This is a genomic window from Pantoea sp. SIMBA_079 (assembly GCF_046940275.1).
In the GTDB taxonomy this organism is placed as follows: domain Bacteria; phylum Pseudomonadota; class Gammaproteobacteria; order Enterobacterales; family Enterobacteriaceae; genus Pantoea; species Pantoea borealis.
In genome coordinates, this window is the sequence record NZ_JAWRYR010000001.1 from 219700 (window position 1) to 240478 (window position 20779).

Genomic DNA, 20779 nt, shown 5'->3' on the forward strand with positions numbered 1-20779 from the left:
GCAGCGACAGCCAGGGGCGGTAGCGTGCCTGAACTGGCGTAAACAGGAAATGAACTGTCTGGTGTAGCGGCAATGGAACTCAGACTAATCCGTTGGTATTTATCACAATTTTCTGTCGAAAATCAATAGAGAATTGACCTAAATACCGGGGAGTTCGCCGCAGTTTGCTCAACAGGCTCCGACTGAGTATCGCTCATTTATTACACAGGCCTGTAGCGTTAGGGATTAGGGAAATAAAATAAAAGAGTTAAATATGCGCGATAACGAATTTACATATAAAAGTCTTCTGACCAAATTTTTACTGGCGTGCTCGGATTTAATTTGTTTTAACGCGGCGTTGTTTATTGCACTCGCCCTGATTAATTCATTATCTGACTCGCCACTGGCTGATATCTCTGAAAAAGATCTCAATTTAAAAATTGCTACTCACATCTGTCTGTCAATTATCTGTACGGGCTGGTTCTGGGTGCGTCTGCGCCATTACACTTACCGCAAGCCATTCTGGTTTGAGCTGAAAGAGATATTTCGTACCGTGTTTATTTTCTCGGTCATCGATTTGTCTATTTCTGCATTATCGCAGTGGCAGATGTCGCGTTTTGTCTGGGTACTGACCTGGATTCTGGCGCTGATCCTGATCCCGGTTGCGCGTGCCGTCTCCAAGCGTGTACTGAACCATTTCGGTATGTGGAAAAAGCAGACCATCATCATTGGCAGCAGCCGTAACGCACAGGAAGCCTGGCAGGCGCTGCAGAGTGAAGAGGTGATGGGCTTTGACGTTATCGCCTTCTTTGATGTTGATGGCAGCTGCCCGCAGGCCAGCATTTCCGGCGTACCGGTACTGCATAACGAAGCTGAGCTCTGGCAGTTAACCAACAGCGAAACGCAGTTTATCGTTGCGGTTGAGTCTGAACAGAGTCAGTATCGCGACCTCTGGCTGAAAAACCTGGCTATGCACAATTGCCGTTCGGTATCCGTTATTCCGACGCTGCGTGGTGTACCGCTCTACGGAACGGACATGGCCTATATCTTCAGCCACGAAGTCATGATCCTGCGCGTGAACAACAACCTGGCGAAGCGCACCTCGCGTTTCCTCAAGCGCACGTTCGACATCGTCGGTGCACTCGGCATTATTGTGGCGCTGTCGCCGGCGCTGCTGGTACTCGGTTTTATGGTTGGCCGCGATGGCGGACCGCCGATTTACGGTCACGAACGTGTCGGTATGAACGGACGTAAATTTAAATGCCTGAAGTTTCGCTCAATGGTGATCAACTCCAAAGAAGTGCTGGAAGAGGTGCTGCGCACCGATCCGGTTGCGCGAGCGGAGTGGGATAAAGATTTCAAACTGAAGAACGATCCGCGTATTACCAAAGTTGGCCATTTCATCCGTAAAACCAGTCTGGATGAGCTGCCGCAGCTGTGGAACGTGGTACGTGGCGACATGAGCCTTGTGGGGCCACGTCCGGTGATTGAAGATGAACTCTGCCGTTATGCCGGGGATGTAGATTACTACCTGATGGCCAAGCCAGGCATGACGGGATTGTGGCAGGTCAGCGGTCGTAACGACGTTGACTACGAAACACGCGTCTATTTCGACTCGTGGTATGTCAAAAACTGGTCGCTGTGGAATGATATTGCGATCCTGTTTAAGACAGTCGGCGTAGTGCTTAAGCGCGACGGCGCGTATTGATAGACAGCGAAGGCGGGAGAGGGTGCCTCTCTCGCTGAATAACTGCCGGTGCTGGGAGTCTTGTTATCTGAACACTGCCATTATCGAGCCTGATTAAAGCGAATAGGTTGTTGAGTGGCACTATTCCGCTTTAATTGATGTCGTCCGGGGGCACGGTGACAACATAAAAACCAAGGGAGCAATGATAATGACCCACAGTTTCAGTGTTTAACCCGTTAAATTAAATTTTTGTAAGACGCTTACACAGCGGCGTTTTCGCCTCTATCAATCATTAACTGATAGCGAATAACCAGATGATAATGAAAACTAAATTGATACCTTTACTGGTATCCGCAACTTTTCTCTCCGGGTGCACCATTGAACCAGGTTCGCACCTTACCACCAGTGGAAAAGATGTCATTGAGCAACAGGATAGCAACTTTGACATCGATAAATACGTAAACGTCTTCCCGATGACACCTCGTCTGGTTGAGCAGATGCGTCCTAAGCCGCTGGTTGCACAGGCTAACCCACAGCTGCAGAACGAGATTCAGAGCTACGAATATCGCATCGGTGTGGGCGACGTGCTGAATGTCACCGTCTGGGATCACCCGGAGCTGACGACCCCAGCCGGCCAGTACCGCAGCGCCAGCGACACCGGCAACTGGGTGCAGGCTGACGGCACAATTTTCTATCCGTACATCGGTAAAGTACGCGTCGCGGGTCGCACCGTAACGGAAGTGCGTGCGGAGATTGCGCGTCGTCTGGCGCAGTACATTGAAAGCCCGCAGGTAGATGTTAACCTGGCGGCTTTCCGCTCGCAGAAAGCGTATATCACCGGGTCGGTGACCACATCTGGTCAGCAGCCGATTACCAACGTGCCGCTTACCGTACTGGATGCAGTCAACGCCGCGGGCGGCCTGGCCGCTGATGCTGACTGGCGCAACGTCGTGCTGACGCATAACGGCCGCGAACAGCGTATTTCGCTGCAGGCCCTGATGCAAAATGGCGACCTGAGCCAGAACCATCTCCTCTATCCGGGCGATATTCTGTACGTACCGCGTAATGACGATCTCAAAGTCTTTGTAATGGGTGAAGTGCGTCAGCAGGCTACCCTGAAGATGGATCGCAGCGGCATGACGCTGGCAGAAGCGCTGGGCAACGCACAGGGCATGGATCAGACCACCTCTGATGCAACCGGCGTGTTCGTTATCCGTCCGATTCGCGGCGCTAACCGCACGAAAATCGCCAACATCTATCAGTTGAATACCAAGGATGCGGCGTCAATGGTGATGGGTACGGAGTTCCAGCTGGAACCGTATGACATCGTCTACGTCACCGCCACGCCGATTACCCGCTGGAACCGCGTTATCTCCGGACTGCTGCCGACCATCGTAGGTATCGACGATGCAAGCTCGTCAGCGCTGCGCTTCCGCAACTGGTCGAACTAAGGTTTTACCATGATTAAGTCAGTGTTAGTGGTTTGTGTAGGTAACATCTGCCGTTCGCCAACCGCCGAGCGGCTGCTGAAACGGGCACTGCCGCAAACGCGCGTGGCCTCGGCCGGCCTGGGTGCCCTGGAAGGGTATCCGGCCGATAAGATGGCCAGTGAGGTTGCCGCTGAGCATGGCCTCTCACTCGACGGACATCAGGCACAGCAGTTAACGGCAGAAATGTGCCGTGACTTCGACCTGATTCTGGTGATGGAGAAGCGCCATATTGAGCAGGTCAACCGCATCGATCCCGCCGCGCGCGGAAAAACGATGCTGCTGGGGCACTGGCTTAATCAACAGGAAATTGCGGACCCGTACCGAAAGAGCCGCGAGGCCTTCGACGCTGTGTACGGGTTACTGGACAACGCAACCCAGAAATGGGTCAACGTATTAAGCCGATAGTTGGGATTATCCATGAATATTAAAAACAAGGTCATGACCGCGCCAAAAGAAGATTCGAATGGATGGGATCTGGCGCATCTTGTGGGACAGCTGGTTGATCACCGCTGGATCATTGTTGCCGTTACCGCCTTCTTTATGCTGGTGGCAACGCTCTACACACTGTTTGCGACGCCAATCTATAGCGCAGACGCCATGGTACAGGTTGAGCAGAAAAACACCGCTTCGGTGCTGAACGATCTGACCGACGTTCTGCCAGCCATGCCAGCCTCTGATACCGAGATTCAGATCCTTGAATCCCGTATGGTCATCGGCAAAACCGTTCAGGATCTGGGTCTGGACAGCGTAGTGCAGCAGCACTACTTCCCGGTCATTGGTAAAGGCCTGTCGCGCCTGATGGGTAACAAGCCGGGACAGATCGCTATTTCCCGTCTGGAGATCCCGCGCAGCATCGACAAGCGTACCGTTGAGCTGGAAGTGACCGGTGCAGATACCTATACCGTGAGCAGCGACGGCGACGAACTGTTCAAAGGCCGCGTGGGTCAGCTGGAGCAGCATGGCGAAGTCACCATGCTGGTCAGCGGTATTCAGGCAGATGAAGGCACGACCTTCAGCGTCACCAAACTGACCGACCTGCAGGCGATTAAAACCGTACTGGGTGCGCTGACCGTGGCCGATAAAGGCAAAAGCACCGGCGTACTGGGTCTTGAGTACCGTGATGAAGATCCGGAGCAGGCGAGCCGTGTCCTGAACCAGATCGTCAACAACTACCTGCTGCAGAACGTTGAGCGCAAGTCTGAACAGGCGGAAAAGAGCCTGCAGTTCCTGCGTAATCAGCTGCCTCAGGTGCGTGCCAAGCTGGATGATGCGGAAGATAAGCTGAACACCTTCCGCCGCGAGAACGCGTCTGTTGATATGTCGCTGGAAGCGAAGTCCGCTCTGGATACCTCTGTCAGCGTGCAGAGCCAGCTGAACGAGCTGACCTTCCGTGAAGCAGAAGTGTCGCAGCTGTTCACCAAAGATCACCCGACCTACCGCGCGCTGCTGGATAAACGCAAAACGCTGGAAGCGGAGCAGGCTCAGCTGAACAAGCGCATCTCCTCTATGCCGCAGACGCAGCAGGAGATCCTGCGACTGACGCGTGACGTACAGTCGGGCCAGGAGATCTACATGCAGCTGCTGAACCGTCAGCAGGAGCTGGGGATCAGCAAGGCAAGCACCGTAGGTGATGTCCGCATCATCGATAACGCTGAAACGGCCGGTAGCCCGGTTGCACCGAAGAAAACCCTGATTGTACTGGCTGGCCTGATTCTGGGTCTGCTGCTGTCGGTCGGTCTGGTGCTGCTGAAAGCGCTGTTCCATCACGGTATTGACAATCCTGAGCAGCTGGAAGAGCTGGGCATGAACGTCTACGCCAGCGTCCCGCTCTCTGAGTGGCAGCGCAAGAAAGATACTGAAGCACTGGCGCGTCGTGGTCACAAAGAGAAAAGCGATCCGCACAATACGCTGCTGGCGCTGGGTAACCCGACTGACCTCTCTATCGAAGCGATTCGCAGCCTGCGTACCAGCCTGCACTTTGCGATGATGGAAGCGAAGAACAACATCCTGATGATCACCGGCGCCAGCCCGGGCATTGGTAAAACCTTTGTCTGTGCCAACCTGGCAACTCTGGTCGCCAAAGCGGGTCAGCGCGTGCTGTTTATCGATGGTGATATGCGTCGCGGCTACACCCATGAGCTGCTGGGTGCGGATAACAAGCAGGGCCTCTCTAACGTCCTTTCCGGCAAGACTGAGTTCTCTCCGGCGATGATTCAGCGCGGCGTCTACGGCTTTGATTTCCTGCCACGTGGTCAGGTGCCACCTAACCCGTCTGAGCTGCTGATGCATCGTCGCATGAGTGAGCTGCTGGAGTGGGCGAGCAAAAACTATGACCTGGTGCTGATCGATACCCCACCAATCCTGGCGGTTACCGATGCCTCTATCATTGGTAAGCTGGCAGGAACGTCGCTGATGGTTGCACGCTTTGAAACCAACACCACGAAAGAACTGGATGTCAGCTACAAGCGCTTCGCGCAGAACGGCATTGAGATCAAGGGCGTGATCCTCAACGCCGTGGTACGCAAAGCGTCAAACGCCTACGGTTATGGTTACGACTACTACAACTACGAATACGGCAAAGAAGCTAAAAGCTAAATAACACCTTCACGGGGCGGTTTATCCGCCCCGTTTTTATGGTGAAGCACAGCGGCTCACAGCCGGGCAACGCCTTTTCAGGCCGACGCCATTTTTTCGGTGCGTTTTGCACCCAAATATACACACAGCACAATCTTTGGTATTTCCGTAATGGTACGCGGCATCCTCAGAAGAAAGAGTAATAACGGTATGATTTTTCGGAATAAAACCGATTTCTTTCCGGGGCCTGCTCGCGCTACCGTTGGATCTGGAACAGCTGTTTAAGAGGTGCTGGCAATGCAGGACATTCGCTTCTCAATCGTCATTCCGGCGTATAACGCGTCGAAATCGATTATCACCACGCTCGACTGCGTTAAAGCGCAAAGCTATCGTAATTTTGAAGTCATCATTGTGGATGACAAATCGGCTGACGCGGCAGAGCTGGCGCAGGTGGTACGGGATGAACGCTATCAGGAGCTGACAATTAAGCTGGAGCTTTCTGAGGTCAAACTCAACGGCGCCGGCGCCCGTAACAAAGGTATTGAACTGGCTGAAGGTGACTTTATCAGCTTCCTTGATGCGGATGACGAGTGGCACCCGGATAAACTTTCAGAGGTACGCGACACCATTACGCGTCTGGAAGCGCAGGGGAAGTTACGTTATGTCATTTTCAGCCAGGTCAATATTCATCAGGATGGCCGTTTTCTGAAAGTGATGCCGATGCAGGCGCCGGGCAAAAATGAGACCGTCGCTGAATATCTGTTTGGCTGCTACGGCTTTATCCAGACCAGTACCATCGTGCTGAAGCGCGAGGATGCGCTGAAAATCCAGTTTGATACGCGCTATATCCGCCATCAGGACTACGATTTCTGTATCCGCGCCGATCGCCTGGGCTATGAGTTTGTGATGATTGCCAAACCGCTGGCGACCTATCACCTGGTGACCAAATTTGGCTCTAAGCACAAAGGGGAGTCGGTAAAGTACTCCTACTTCTGGCTGGATAGCATGAAGCCGCACCTGACGACGCGTGACGTCCATACCTATAAGGCATTCAAACTGCCGCTGCGCTACAAGATGGACGGTAAATCGCTGCAGGCGAGCCTGAGCTTTGCCCGCTACTTTTTCCTGACCAACCGCGACAACCGCGCCTACTTTATGAATCGCCTGATGGATAAGGTGAAATCACGGTTTGGCGGCAGAAAAGCGGTCTCCTGACACGCATCCACTTGCTCCCCGCGCGGGAGCAATTTTTTTGGTTCCTGACACTCCGGGCAATAAAAATGACAAATCATGTTGGCACCATCGGTATTGTGATGCCGATGTATAACGCACGTAAAACCGTACTGCGCGCGGTTGAGTCGATTGTTAAACAGACCTACAGCGACTGGCATCTCTATCTGGTTAATGACACCTCCACCGACGACTCTCTGGCCCTGGTGCGTGAGCACTGCCAGGATGCGCGTATTACTATTCTCAGCAATGAGGTTAATCAGGGCGCAGCAGAAACGCGCAACGTCGGGCTGCGTGCTGCGAGTGAAGAGATCATCGCGTTTCTCGACAGCGATGATGAGTGGCATCCAGAGAAACTGGCTGAGCAGGCTGCCGCCATCGCCGCCGGCGATGACTTTGTTATCACGCATTACCACTATAAAACGCAGAGCGCCGGACACGATATCACCTGGGGCAAACCGTATCTGCAGCAGGATAACTTTGTGAAGAAGCAGTATCGCGTCTGCTTCTCATCAGTCTGTTTCCGTCGTCCACCGCAGGGGATCTTCTTTCAGCGTAAAGGGCATGAAGACTTTCTTTTCCTCTACGAGCTCTTTTCCCGCTACAAACAGGCGCGGGTGATCCGCAAGACGCTGGTGAACTATTACGAGCTGGGTGATTCGCTGTCGCGGAACAAAAACAAGGCGGCGAAATGGCATCTGGAATTATTAAGAATTATCTATAAAAACAACCCATTAAAAGTCTATTACTATTACACCTGGTATATGGTGAATGGCGTTCTTTTCGCCCTGAAGCATCGCTGAAATCCGCATGTTTGCGTGCAGTCATGCAGCCAGTATGGGTTTTACGTTCTGTATTTTTGAGGTGGAAAGCGTTAAATGAAAAAAGTCGTTTTGGTGATCAAAGATGCCCACTCCTATGCGGGCACCGAGAACATCTGTAACTTCATGTCAGAGTGCCTTGGTGAAGAGCACGCCATCACTATTTACTCCCTTGAGGGCCATGGCGAAACCTTTTATCCCTTTACGCGTGTAAAAGAGATCGTCAGTTTTGAAGGCCACAGCAACCCGATTAAAAGTGTCGTAGCGCGCGTTCACCAGGAAGGTTTTGACTGCGTTTTTCTCATCAGTATGGGCCGCCTGAGCGTGATGTTTGCGTTCTGGAACCTGATGATGCTGAAGAAAAAAACCTTTAAAGCCTACGCCTGCGAGCATATCGCCATCAACTCTTTCAGCAAGCCGATCAAACTCATGAAATGGCTGCTGCTGCGCTACTACGACCGCATCATTGTCCTGACGGATAAAGATCAGCAGGTCTTCAGCCGCTGGCATATCCGCAGCCAGCAGATCCCCAACCCGGTAGTGTACAAAGGCTTTGAACGGCGTCAGCGCAGTCGCCAGGCGCTGGCGGTCGGGCGGCTTGATAACCAGAAAGGGTTCGATCTGCTGCTGGATATCTGGGCAGATTTCAGCAAAAAGCATCCGGAGTGGACGCTGGCGATTGCCGGCGATGGCGAGCTGCGCCAGCAGCTGCATGAGCAGGCTGCTGCACTCGGTATTACCAACAGCGTGAACTTTGTCGGCAAGGTCAGCAACATTAACGACTACTACCGCGACAGCGATATGGCGCTGATGACGTCACGCTATGAAGGGTTGCCGCTGGTGCTGCTGGAAGCGAAATCCTGGTCCCTGCCGGTGGTGGCCTATGACTGCCCGACCGGCCCGCAGGAGATCATCAATCACGGCGAAGATGGTTTCCTGGTGCCAATGAATGATAAAGCCACGTTTCTGGCGCGGATGGAACAGCTTGCCAGCGATGATGCGCTGTTCTTTGCCATGAGCGATAAGACAAAAGAGACCGCACTCAAGTTTGACGGTAATCAGATCAAACAGAGCTGGCTGGCGCTGGTATAAGCGCCATGCTTTTTGATGCCTGCCGGGACACACTGACTTTGACCACGGGATTGAACGCATGAAAAGAAGAGAAGTGTTGCAGGCAGCCGCCTCCTCCATTGTGACCGCGCTTTCCGTAAGCGCATTTTCCAGCTACGCAGCGAAAAGCGGCCAGCCCGCGCTGAAACCGGTCGATCCGGCCAGCGTCCCGCAGGGCGATGTGCCGATCCTCACGCCGGAAAATGTCTATACCATGCCGCCGCAGTTCTGGCAGAACTTTGAAGGCAGGCTGTGGATCGGTAAAGCGGGCAGCGACGCCAGTCAAAAAGGCAATCAGATCCCGGTTTACCTGCGCGACGCCAGCGGCAAAGTGGCGCAAATCAGCCAGCCGATTGCGCTGAACAAAGGTAACTTTGCGCAATTTATCCATGATAACGCTGCGCTGATCGCTAATCCGGCGCACTCCATGGCGGTGGAAGACAGCGAGGGAAACACGCTCTTCTCCATTACCGATGTCTCACGCCCCGGCCAGAATAATTTCAGCCAGCGTCTGGCCCAGCCGAACGGCTATCAGCTGATTGGCGAGATCCCGTCCGTTGAGGAGCTGCGTAAAACCCGCCCGCTGTTTGCCGGTGCCAAGATCAAGCTCAAGAGCTGGCATGAAGGGCTGGAAGTGGGGGGTGGCGAATTTGTCGGTGCTTATGGCGATGCGCGTGATGATGACGGCGTTATCTTAAGCGGCAACGGGTTTTACTGGCGGCGCGTGGTGGAAGATTTTAACCGTCTGACGCTGTTTGAATTTGGTGCTATTGCCGACGGAAAAACAGACGCGGCACCGGCCATCAAAGCGATGTATCAGTGGTCGCTCGATAACAATCAGCCTATTTGCGTGCAGTTCCCGGCCGGTAAATTTTTTGTCACCGGCTGTGATTTCGGCGAGGAGGAGCAGCGCTTCTTCCGCATCTCCGGCGCGATGGTTAACTTCGGCTATTTTCCGGCGACCACGCTGGTCTCTGACGGCCGCTCTGACTTTGTGTTTAAAGTCAAAGCGCGCTGGACGGAGATCTCAAACCTTAACTTCAACGGCCAGAATGATAAGCGGCCCAACCGGCAGGGGTTGTTCAGCAACACCTGCCCGGGCGGCCAGTTCTTTCGCGGCGCCTGCCTGCGCTTTAACCGCGTAGGAGGCACCTCAATCAGCCTGCTCGATACGCTCGACTGCAAAATTGACCAGTGGTATGCCGATACCTGTACCGGTGACGTCATCAAAGCGGGCTGGTCAGGTCAGAAAGCGGGCGTCTGGGATCACAGCACGGCGATAGAGCTCTCTAACTTCAACGCCCAGCGCTGTACCGGCGGAATGGTGCTGAACCTGCCGCGCTGCAGTCAGTCGATTATTCATAACGGCTGGATTGAGCACAGCGAGCACCCTGGCGATATCTCTAACGGACAGTGGATCATCGACGCGCTGAGCCTGGAAGATTGCAAAAACCCGCTTAATGCGCGCAACTCGCGTCTCAATATGCGCCAGACGAACCTGCAGTCAGGCAGCTGGATCGACAACTCGCTGCAGGGCGAGCGCTGGCTGAGCATCTGGGAGATGGGCTCCACCCGCGTGGAGTCTTATGGCGTTGCCATCGACGGCAGCCTTAAATACAACTACATCACCTCGCGCTTCCGCCTGAGTAATAACACCAACCAGGCGACGTGGTTCGAACTGGGTAATTTCTACTCACCTGACGTGGGCGATAGCTGGGAGATTGAGCTGTTTGGCCAGTCACAGTTCAGCCCCGGCACCGATGATACGCCGATGATGGATGTCACCGGCGGCAAGCAGACCGGCGGGCGGGCGGTGATCCATCTGCAGCGCAAAACGCAGAAAGCGGAGGCGAGCTGGTCAGCCGAAGGCAGCGCTCCGGTGCTGGAGGTACGGCTGGTAGCGCGTTCCGACACCGATACCAAAGTCTGGGTCAGGCTGGCAGGCTGGACGCCGGCCACCGTGGTGCTGATAAAAAGCACCGCCAAAGATCGCTTTATGACCGGACGCTGCGCGCGCGTTGATGCCACCATGGTAAAAGGCACGCCGGGCAACGGCAGCCAGCAGGCGCCGCAGCGGTTCAGCCTGCATAACGGTAAAGCGGGCATCGGCGGCAATGAGCAGGGTGACCTGCTGATGGCGTCACGCGAGCTGAAACCGGAACAGGTGGATACGCGCCAGCCTAAAGGGTTTGTGTCAGTGGTGATCAACGGCGAGCAGGTCGCGATGCCTTATTTCGCCCTTAAGGGATAAATAAACGCTGCAGGGGCACATTTATGCGCCCCGCTGGGATACGCAGGACGCGCATTCATGCGCCTCTGGATGCGGGATCGACTGACTCAGGGCGGCATGAATGCCGCCCCTACGGGATGTTGTAGGGGGCGCATTTATGCGCCCCGCTGGGATACGCAGGACGCGCATTCATGCGCCCCTGGATGCGAGATCGACTGACTCAGGGCGGCATGAATGCCGCCCCTACGGGAAATGTAGGGGGCGCATTAATGCGCCCCTGGATGAGAGATCGGCTGACTCCAGGGCGGCATGAATGCCACCTCTGCGAAATATGTAGGGGGCGCATTTATGCGCCCCGATGGGACACACGGGGGTCGCATCTATGCGCCCCTGAAATTACGTAAGAAGCTTTAGGTTAGATAACAGGCAGTTGGCACCATTTTTCGGGCGTTGTCCCATTGCAGTTTTTTTTGCCAGAGTTCACTTTGCTGCTCAGGATAGAAGCGGCGGCTTGTAAGAATTACAAAAAATATATCTGGAGTTTGTATGACGATTTTATTGGCGGGTAATCATACCTGCGGGAATGGCGGTGGTGGTGTAATTTTGTACAGGCTGACTGACTCACTGCAGGCAGCATGCGCAAACCCGGGTAGTGACGGTATCCGTTGTTATCCGGCCAGCCCGGGTTATCTGCAGCAGCAGAATGCGCTGTTTACGCACAACAGTAAAACGCCCCGGAGCCTGATGGCCCGCGTTCAGCGCAAGACAGTGCTGGCTGACCACGGCAATCTGAAACTGAACGTAAATACCGCGGTCGCGCAGAAGCGTGAAACAGGCAACCGCATCACCGAAGAACTTCTGAATGTATTGGGGTAAGTGATGAAGTTAACCTTTTTCACCATGCGTTTTCCGGTTGCCTCTGAGACGTTTGTCCTCAACCAGGTAACCCACTTTATTGATGCCGGCTATGACGTTGAAATCATCTCGGTGTTCCCAGGTGACATGATCAACCGTCACGCCGCGTTCGACGACTATAACCTGGCGGCAAAAACGCACTATCTGCTGCCGGAAGAGAAGGTATCGAACCTCGACAAGCTCACGCAGCGTATCGGTCTGATGCTGCCGAAGATCGCCAAACCGGCGCTGATCAAATCGCTCAACGTGGGACGCTACGGCGCACAGGCAAAGAAGCTGCTGCTGCCGGCGATCGTTGCTAACGCGAAGCAGACCTTCACCGCCGACGTCTTTCTGGTGCATTTCGGCTATGCCGGCGCGCTGGCAAACAAACTGCGTGAACTGGGCGTACTGAAAGGCAAGCAGGCGACCGTATTCCACGGTGCAGATATCTCACGCCGCCATATCCTCGAGGAGCACAAGCAGGATTACATTAATCTGTTTAAGCAGAGCGAATTGATGCTGCCGATCAGCCACCTCTGGGAAAACAAACTGATTGAGATGGGCTGTCCGCGTGAAAAAGTGCACGTAACGCGGATGGGTATCGAACCGGAGAAATTCAACTTCCGGCCGCGCGAAGCGTTTCACCAGCCGCTGCGCATCGTCTCTGTAGCACGCCTGACTGAGAAAAAAGGGCTGGACGTTGCAGTTAAAGCCAGTGAAATTCTGCGCGATAAAGGCGGCCAGTTTGAATTCACCATCATCGGCAACGGCGAGCAGGAAGGCATGATGCGTGAACATATCGCCCGTGCCGGCCTGAAAGAGATGGTCAGCATGCCGGGCTTCAAGCCGCAGGAGGAGATCCGTCAGGCGCTTAACGACGCTGATATTTTCCTGCTGCCCTCAAAAACGGCTGCCGATGGTGACATGGAAGGGATCCCCGTGGCGCTGATGGAGGCCATGGCGGTGGGGCTGCCGGTGGTATCCACCTACCACAGCGGCATTCCGGAGCTGATCCAGAACAACGTCAGCGGCTGGCTGGTCTCTGAGAACGATGCCGATGAGCTGGCTGCTACGTTACTGCGCCTGTCGCGTGGCGACATTGATGTTGCACCGGTAGTGGCTGCCGCGCGCCATAAAGTTGAAACCGAGTTTAACCAGCATATTGCCTACGGAGAGCTGGCGAAAATTCTGGAGCAGATGGTGTAAGGGGTATGAAAGCGCAGGCGGACGGGTTATCGGCGCAGTGATGGGTGCGGCGATGTCAGGCTTATGCGCTGGCCAAAAAGCCGATCCTGCAGGGGCGTTCTTCACGACGCCCCTGTTTGCTGTCTGACTGCTCTTTGCACGTCGTATCATTCTGAAAAACGCCGGTCTTAACCCCCATAGCAGAATGCTATTTACGTCACGCTTTTACCCGCCTTTAGCGCTTGAATTTGCCCGGAAAATTACCGACGCTGACCGCCCCTGATCACTAATTTCTGATGCTGTGACAGAGAGTTAGTGTCGGCTTTTCAGATAAAGATTATACTTGCCCGAGCGGCCATTACTGCATAATCGATGCATGTCTACACTTCATAAAATGGAACAAATATGACCAAGCTTAAAGCAGTAATCCCGGTTGCGGGCCTCGGTATGCATATGCTCCCTGCGACTAAAGCCATTCCAAAAGAGATGCTGCCTATCGTCGACAAACCAATGATTCAGTATATCGTTGACGAGTGCGTGGCGGCAGGCATTAAGGAGATTGTGCTGGTCACCCATGCTTCCAAAAATGCAGTGGAAAACCACTTCGACACCACCTACGAGCTGGAAGCCCTGCTGGAAGCGCGCGTTAAGCGTCAGCTGCTGAGCGAAGTGCAGTCTATCTGCCCGCCAGGCGTTACCATCATGAACGTTCGTCAGGCCGATCCGCTGGGTCTGGGTCACTCCGTACTTTGCGCGCGTCCGATGATTGGCGACAACCCGTTTGTAGTTGTGCTGCCAGACGTACTGCTGGATGACTCTACTGCCGATCACCTGCGCTATAACCTGGCCGCAATGGTTGCGCGTTTTGAAGAGACCGGTCGCAGCCAGGTTCTGGCAAAACATATGCCGAATGAAGATCTCTCTGAGTATGGCGTGCTGACCACCGAGCAGCCTATCGACAACCCGGGCGATATCAGTACGATCACCAGCATCGTTGAAAAGCCGGAGCATGCCGCTGAGCTGAACTCTGACCTGACGGCAGTGGGTCGCTATGTTCTGTCTGCAGACATCTGGGCTGAGCTTGAGAAAACCGAGCCAGGCGCATGGGGCCGTATTCAGCTGACTGACGCCATCGCCTCGCTGAGCAAAACCAAACCGGTTGATGCGCAGCTGCTGACCGGTACCAGCTTCGACTGCGGCCGCAAACTCGGCTATATGCAGGCGTTTGTCTCTTATGGCCTGCGCAGCAACGCACAGGGCCGCGACTTCCGCGAAGCGATTCATAAGATTCTGGATAAGTAAGCATTTCCATACCGCGCAGCCTGCGCGGTTTCCAAGGAGTAGACATGGCTATTTTGGTAACGGGCGGGGCAGGGTATATCGGATCCCATACGGTACTGGCGCTGCTGGAGCGCGGTGACGACGTGGTGGTTCTGGATAACCTCTGCAATGCATCACGCGAAGCGATCAACCGCGTTGAAAAACTGGCGGGCAAAAAAGCGGTATTCGTTGAAGGCGATATCCGCGACCGCGCCTGCCTGCGCGATCTGTTTGCCAGCCACAGCATCTCTGCTGTGATCCACTTCGCTGCGCTGAAAGCCGTTGGGGAATCCACGCGTAAGCCGCTGGAATACTACGAAAACAACGTAGCCGGCACCGTGGTCCTGCTGGAAGAGATGCGCGACGCGGGCGTCTGGAACTTCATCTTCAGTTCATCAGCCACCGTGTACGGTGCTGACGCCCCGGTTCCTTATGTGGAAACCACGCCGATTGGCGGCACCACCAGTCCTTATGGCACCTCCAAGCTGATGACTGAGTTTGTAATGCGCGATTTCGCCAAAGCGGAACCCAAATTCAAAGCTATCGCGCTGCGCTACTTCAATCCGGTAGGCGCGCACGAGTCTGGCGAGATTGGTGAAGACCCGACCGGTATCCCGAACAACCTGCTGCCGTACATTGCACAGGTAGCGATTGGTCGTCTCGACAAGCTCGGGGTGTTTGGTAACGACTACGAAACGCCAGACGGCACCGCACAGCGCGACTATATCCATGTCGTCGATCTGGCAGAAGGGCACCTGAAAGCGCTGGATCACCTCAGCAAGGTTGAGGGTTATAAAGCTTACAACCTCGGCGGCGGCGTTGGCTTCTCCGTACTGGAGATGATCAAAGCGTTCGAAGCGGCTTCCGGTAAAGCGATCCCGTTCGAGTTCAAACCGCGCCGCGACGGCGATCTGCCCGCTTTCTGGGCCGATGCAACGCTTGCGAACAATGAACTCGACTGGCGCGTGACGCGCGGTATCGATGCGATGATGCGCGATACGTGGAACTGGCAGTCGAAGAATCCGAATGGTTATAATCTGTGACGTTCGGGTATTACACTGAGCAACTTATGTGCTAATGTTGCTGAGCATTAAAACAGTGCGAAAGAAAAAAGATGGCTTCTGGAAACAGAGGCCTTTTTTTCTTATTGAAATTAGTTAAACTTAACTATTAGCTGTGGAAACTGATAACAGAAGAGTAGCTGAAACATCTGACGCAAATTGTTTACTATATAAGCAATTAAAGCAAGCAGTGAAATGCTGAAAGCTGATATGCTAACCTTCTGATATCCATAGTGGTTGTTTATTGAGCGGCTGATACGTATTGCACTAAAAAATTGATTAAACTGGCATGTGGTTGCCGTAAGCCAGGGGCGGTAGCATAGCCATTTATCATAATGATCTGATTATTTTAAGGCCATCAGCTTTTAGTTTGTCAAGTGATACCGGTATAAATTGCACTCAATAAATCATGTGCAGGAAAGAATCAACAATGAATAAAAGAGTTTTAAATATCTCGTTGCGAGGAATAACGCTAGCGAGCAGGTTTTTATTTATATTTTTCCTGGCAAAATATCTTGCTCCGAATGATCTCGGCTTATATGGTATATTCACTGCAACAGTAGGGTATGCACTGTATTTCGTTGGTCTCGATTTCTATGTTTATACAACGCGTGAAATAATTAAAAGTGAAAAATCACAATGGGGAGCATTCCTTAAAAATCAGGCTTTTGTTTCATTTTTATTATATATAGTGTTATTTGTTTTACTCATTTTTACGGTTGCTGGTGGGAAAATAAGTTTGGCTCAGGCCTCATGGTTTATATTGATCCTGATATTAGAGCATGTCAATCAAGAAATATCACGCCTGCTAGTGGCTATAAGTAAACAAACTACCGCAAGCTTTCTGCTTTTTGTAAGGCAGGGTTTATGGGCAATATTGATTGTTATACTCATGGCTTCCAAAATTATTCCTGCAACACTTAACGCAATCTTTATTTTTTGGTCAGTTTCGGGTTTACTGTCTTTAATTTTAGGAGTTTGCTCTTTAAAGAAAGCCAAAATGGGCGGATGGAAGAGTGAAATAGACTATTCATGGATACTTAAGGGAATAAAAGTAAGTGGCTTATTCCTCATTGCGACGCTTGCTTTAAGAGGATTGCAAACAGTAGATCGCTACTGGATGCAATATCTAAACGATCTTGAGGTAGTCGGTGCTTACGTATTGTTTATAGGAATGGCCAGCACATTAATGACTTTTCTTGACGCAGGCGTTTTTTCATTTAGTTACCCGGCTCTTATAAAATTAAAAAATGATGGAGACAAAATTGCATTTAGAAAACATTTGAAAAAAATGTCTATAACAACAGTTGCAATAACAATCGCATTTGTTGTCATTAGTGTTTTATTAATGCCATTCTTACTCAAATGGACTGAAAAGCCGATATTTGAAAAGTACTTGTTAGTTTATTATATTTTATTGGCTGCTACAGCTATGAACGCCTTAGGGATGATATTTCATTATGCTTTATATGCAATAGGAAAAGATAAAGCCATTATAGCCAGTCATATAATTTCGCTTTTAGTATTTTTTGTAACAGTGCTAATGCTGCAAAATAATCATAAAATAACTGCAGTACCAGCAGGTATAACAGCGGCCTTTACCTTTATTTTGATATTTAAATCAGTAGTTTTCTATTATTCAAAAAAAGAATTCAAAACTAGCTAAACATGCAATGATATTGCTATGGCAATGTCGAATATTCAAATTAATATGAATTGGGCTCATCATGATTAGATATGGTCAACAAGATATTACTCAGGCTGACATTGACGCAGTAGTTGAAGTGTTAAAATCTGTTAATTTAACACAAGGTCCCGCGATCACTCGTTTTGAAAATGCAGTTGCACATCATTCTAATGTTAAGCATGCACTTGCTGTAAACAGCGCTACTTCAGCATTGCATATTGCGTGCCTTGCATTAGGGCTGGGTAAAGATGACTGGTTATGGACAACACCGAACACGTTTGTTGCTTCAGCTAACTGCGCGCTCTATTGCGGAGCGCGGGTAGACTTTGTTGATATTGATCCTAAAACATATAATCTTTGCCCGGTTAAGCTGGAACAAAAACTCATTGCGGCAGAGAAAAAAGATTGTCTTCCAAAAATTGTTGTTCCGGTTCACCTGTGCGGTCAGCCTTGTGATATGGAAGCCATTCATAAACTGTCTCTAAAGTTTGGTTTCAAAATTATAGAAGATGCTTCACATGCAATCGGCGGCAAGTACAAAAATGAGCCAATCGGAAATTGTAAATTTAGCGATATTACAGTTTTTAGTTTCCATCCGGTAAAAATCATTACTACTGCTGAAGGTGGTATGGCAGTAACTAATAGTGATGAATTAGCTACAAGCATGGGGCTTCTGAGAAGTCACGGTATTACTCGTGAACCTGAGTTGATGACTAAACCAATGGATGGCCCTTGGTACTATCAGCAAGTGGCTTTAGGCTTTAACTATAGAATGACAGATATTCAGGCTGCTTTAGGTGCCAGTCAGATGGAGAGATTGGAACAGTACGTTGCCAGGAGGCATGAAATTGCAGAAAGGTACAATGAACTGCTCGCAGAGCTTCCTCTGACACTTCCGTGGCAGCATCCTGATAGTTATTCAGGGTTACACTTATATGTAGTCAGGCTTCAGCTTGACAAAATAAAAACCACGCATCTGGATGTATTTAATTATCTCAGAAGCAAAGATATTATTGTAAATCTGCATTATATACCGGTACATACCCAGCCATACTATCAGGAGATGGGATTTAAAGCTGGAGATTTTCCGGAAGCAGAAAGGTATTACACTGAAGCAATCAGTATTCCTATGTTTCCTACTCTTACTACTGAACAACAAGATGAAGTCGTTCAGCGTTTGAAAGAAGCATTACAGCAATGAATATTGCCATTATTCCGGCGCGTGGCGGTAGCAAACGAATTCCAAGAAAGAATATACGTGAATTCGCTGGTCAGCCTATGATCGTGCATTCAATACAAACAGCGCTGAAAAGCAATATGTTTGACCACATCATCGTCTCAACTGACGATGAAGAAATTGCGCAGGTAGCCCGAAATGCTGGTGCGCAGGTTCCTTTCAAACGGCCAGCACACCTTTCAGATGATTTCACCGGGACAGTACCGGTAATTGCCCACGCAATTACATGGATGACTGAAAACATAGCGACTATTACAAACGCCTGCTGCATTTATGCAACTGCACCTTTTGTTATTCCGGAAGACTTGATTATCGGTCACCAGTTACTGGTAGACCATGATGCAGACTATGCTTTTTCCGTTACTGAATACGCTTTCCCCATTCAGAGAGCATTGAAGAAAAAGGCGGACGGTAAATTAGAGATGTTTTTTCCAGAGTTCTATAATACCCGGTCGCAGGATCTTGAAGAAGGGCTGCATGATGCCGGTCAATTCTACTGGGGCAGCGCTGAGGCCTGGCTGAGTCAGAAGCCTATATTTTCCAGTGACTCTATCCCTGTGATGCTGCCCCGAACGCGCGTTCAGGATATTGATACATATAGTGACTGGGAAAGAGCTGAGCAGCTTTATTATCTGTTAAAAAGGTAGTGCAATGCTTACAGGAAAAAAAATTCTTATTCGTGCAGATGCATCGCTGCTTATAGGCACGGGTCATGTAATGCGTTGTCTTACTCTGGCCGACCAACTTAAAAGGCGAGGAGCAGAATGCTATTTTGCAACTCGCCTTCATGAGGGTCATCTTCAGGAAAAAATCCTTGAGCGCGGTCATTTCTGCCTTTCGCTCAGAAAACCTCATAATGGAAAAGAAACAACCGCCAGTTACGCAGACTGGCTTGGTTATACACAAATGCAGGATGCTCACGAAGTTCTCAGTATGCTGGATGATTTGAAAATTGATTTATGCGTGGTGGATCATTATGCGCTTGATTCAGACTGGGAAAGCTATCTTAAAGAAATAGTAGAAAAAATTATCGTCATTGATGATCTGGCAAATCGTATGCATCAATGCGATGTCCTGATAGATCAAAATGCTGGCAGAACCGTCGAAGATTATCTGGCGTTAGCACCTGAGTCGTGCAGATTTTTGCTGGGTGCAAAATATGCTTTACTGCGCGATGAGTTTTCTGCATTGAGAGACTCAAGCCTTAATCGTAGAAAAAAAAATGGATTGCACTCAATTACGATTTCTATGGGCGGGGTAGACGCAGCCAATGCTACGCAAGATGTTCTGCAAGCCCTGAGAAAAAGTAACCTTCCAGATGATTGTTGTATCAATGTCATTGTCGGCAGTAAGTTTCCCTGGATGGACGAAATATATAAAACTATTGAAAATTATCCCTGGAAAACAGCTTTGCTAATTGATACCTCTGAAATGGGCAAGCTATTGAGTGAAACTGACCTGGCGATTGGCGCGGCTGGGTCTTCAGCCTGGGAACGCTGTGCTCTCGGTGTACCCTCAATAATGATAGTTGTCGCTGAAAATCAGAGAGTTATAGCTGAAAGTCTTAAGAAATTAAATGCAGCACGGGTAATAAATTCTCAACAAGATATTCTGGCGCTACTACCTGAGCATATCTGCAATTTCATGACTGATGCTGAGCTTTTAAGCACAATGTCATCCAACTGTTCGTTAGTCGCTGACGGACAAGGTGCAGAACGCGTAGCTTGTCTGATGGAGAATCTTATATGATCGGTGCTGATCTGAAGATAAATAATTCGATCAGAATGTTGCGTGAAGACGATCTGGACCTCATTCTAAAATGGCGTAACCATGAATCAATCCGCTTATTTATGTTCAATAAAGAAATAATAAAACGCGTAGATCATGTAAGCTGGTTTGAGTCATTAGCAACGAGAAAAGACAGGTTTGCTTTTATTTTTTCAATTAATGAAACAACAAAAGGATTTGCGCAGATAAGCCTGGTAGGGAATGAAATTGCAGAGTGGGGATTTTATGTAGACCCTTATGCTAAACCTGGTCTGGGAAAATACCTCGCATATAATATAATTGAATATTTATTTGATGAGATGAATGTCAGGAAAATAGTTGGGCGTGTTATCGACTTCAATAAGCGATCTATTTCGTTGCATGAAAAATTTGGATTTACAACTGAAGGTGTTCTGCGGCAGGAGCACTTCGATAATAACACATATCATGATGTTATTTGTTTCGGACTTTTAAAAAATGAGTGGACAGGAAAAGGTAAATAAG

17 protein-coding genes are annotated in these 20779 nt (G+C 50.7%); all 17 read left to right on the top strand.

The window, feature by feature from the left end:
- Window positions 1-253 precede the first annotated feature (253 nt).
- The 17 genes from wbaP to pseH all read left to right on the top strand — a co-directional run bounded on the left by wbaP (window position 254) and on the right by pseH (window position 20778).
- Window positions 254-1687, top strand: coding sequence for an undecaprenyl-phosphate galactose phosphotransferase WbaP (gene wbaP, locus SB719_RS00985; RefSeq protein WP_065648913.1), 1434 nt, complete (start codon window positions 254-256; stop codon window positions 1685-1687).
- A 299-nt stretch (window positions 1688-1986) separates the two neighbouring features.
- A complete protein-coding gene (locus tag SB719_RS00990; protein WP_175540437.1) occupies window positions 1987-3117 on the top strand; it encodes a polysaccharide export protein in 1131 nt (376 codons plus the stop codon).
- Between the two features lie 9 nt (window positions 3118-3126).
- The gene (locus SB719_RS00995; protein ID WP_039385385.1) at window positions 3127-3561 is read left to right on the top strand and encodes a protein-tyrosine-phosphatase; all 435 of its coding nucleotides are present in this window, start codon (window positions 3127-3129) and stop codon (window positions 3559-3561) included.
- A 12-nt stretch (window positions 3562-3573) separates the two neighbouring features.
- Window positions 3574-5751, top strand: coding sequence for a tyrosine-protein kinase Wzc (gene wzc, locus SB719_RS01000; RefSeq protein WP_292976473.1), 2178 nt, complete (start codon window positions 3574-3576; stop codon window positions 5749-5751).
- A gap of 276 nt (window positions 5752-6027) precedes the next feature.
- Window positions 6028-6945 (top strand): glycosyltransferase family 2 protein, encoded by a 918-nt coding sequence (locus tag SB719_RS01005; protein WP_412158765.1) that lies wholly within the window; start codon window positions 6028-6030, stop codon window positions 6943-6945.
- Between the two features lie 65 nt (window positions 6946-7010).
- Window positions 7011-7763, top strand: a complete 753-nt coding sequence (locus tag SB719_RS01010) for a glycosyltransferase family 2 protein (protein WP_412158766.1) — start codon at window positions 7011-7013, stop codon at window positions 7761-7763.
- A gap of 75 nt (window positions 7764-7838) precedes the next feature.
- Window positions 7839-8873, top strand: coding sequence for a glycosyltransferase (locus tag SB719_RS01015; protein WP_313066522.1), 1035 nt, complete (start codon window positions 7839-7841; stop codon window positions 8871-8873).
- 58 nt (window positions 8874-8931) lie between these two features.
- Window positions 8932-11142, top strand: a complete 2211-nt coding sequence (locus tag SB719_RS01020) for a phage tailspike protein (RefSeq protein ID WP_065648918.1) — start codon at window positions 8932-8934, stop codon at window positions 11140-11142.
- A 525-nt stretch (window positions 11143-11667) separates the two neighbouring features.
- Window positions 11668-11997, top strand: coding sequence for a hypothetical protein (locus SB719_RS01025; protein ID WP_292976481.1), 330 nt, complete (start codon window positions 11668-11670; stop codon window positions 11995-11997).
- Between the two features lie 3 nt (window positions 11998-12000).
- Window positions 12001-13224 (top strand): glycosyltransferase, encoded by a 1224-nt coding sequence (locus tag SB719_RS01030; protein WP_065648920.1) that lies wholly within the window; start codon window positions 12001-12003, stop codon window positions 13222-13224.
- A gap of 384 nt (window positions 13225-13608) precedes the next feature.
- The gene (gene galF, locus SB719_RS01035) at window positions 13609-14505 is read left to right on the top strand and encodes a UTP--glucose-1-phosphate uridylyltransferase GalF (protein ID WP_065648921.1); all 897 of its coding nucleotides are present in this window, start codon (window positions 13609-13611) and stop codon (window positions 14503-14505) included.
- 44 nt (window positions 14506-14549) lie between these two features.
- Window positions 14550-15566, top strand: a complete 1017-nt coding sequence (galE, locus tag SB719_RS01040; RefSeq protein ID WP_283340836.1) for a UDP-glucose 4-epimerase GalE — start codon at window positions 14550-14552, stop codon at window positions 15564-15566.
- 448 nt (window positions 15567-16014) lie between these two features.
- Window positions 16015-17250, top strand: a complete 1236-nt coding sequence (locus tag SB719_RS01045) for a hypothetical protein (protein WP_412158767.1) — start codon at window positions 16015-16017, stop codon at window positions 17248-17250.
- A 61-nt stretch (window positions 17251-17311) separates the two neighbouring features.
- Window positions 17312-18472, top strand: a complete 1161-nt coding sequence (gene pseC / locus SB719_RS01050) for a UDP-4-amino-4,6-dideoxy-N-acetyl-beta-L-altrosamine transaminase (protein ID WP_412158768.1) — start codon at window positions 17312-17314, stop codon at window positions 18470-18472.
- The gene (pseF, locus tag SB719_RS01055; RefSeq protein ID WP_412158769.1) at window positions 18469-19155 is read left to right on the top strand and encodes a pseudaminic acid cytidylyltransferase; all 687 of its coding nucleotides are present in this window, start codon (window positions 18469-18471) and stop codon (window positions 19153-19155) included. Before pseC ends, pseF begins: the two co-directional genes overlap by 4 nt.
- 4 nt (window positions 19156-19159) lie before the next feature.
- Window positions 19160-20257 (top strand): UDP-2,4-diacetamido-2,4,6-trideoxy-beta-L-altropyranose hydrolase, encoded by a 1098-nt coding sequence (pseG, locus tag SB719_RS01060; RefSeq protein WP_412158770.1) that lies wholly within the window; start codon window positions 19160-19162, stop codon window positions 20255-20257.
- Window positions 20254-20778: a UDP-4-amino-4,6-dideoxy-N-acetyl-beta-L-altrosamine N-acetyltransferase gene (gene pseH / locus SB719_RS01065; RefSeq protein WP_412158771.1), complete on the top strand. Its 525-nt coding sequence runs from the start codon at window positions 20254-20256 to the stop codon at window positions 20776-20778. The genes pseG and pseH overlap by 4 nt, the downstream gene beginning before the upstream one ends.
- Window position 20779: the final 1 nt, after the last annotated feature.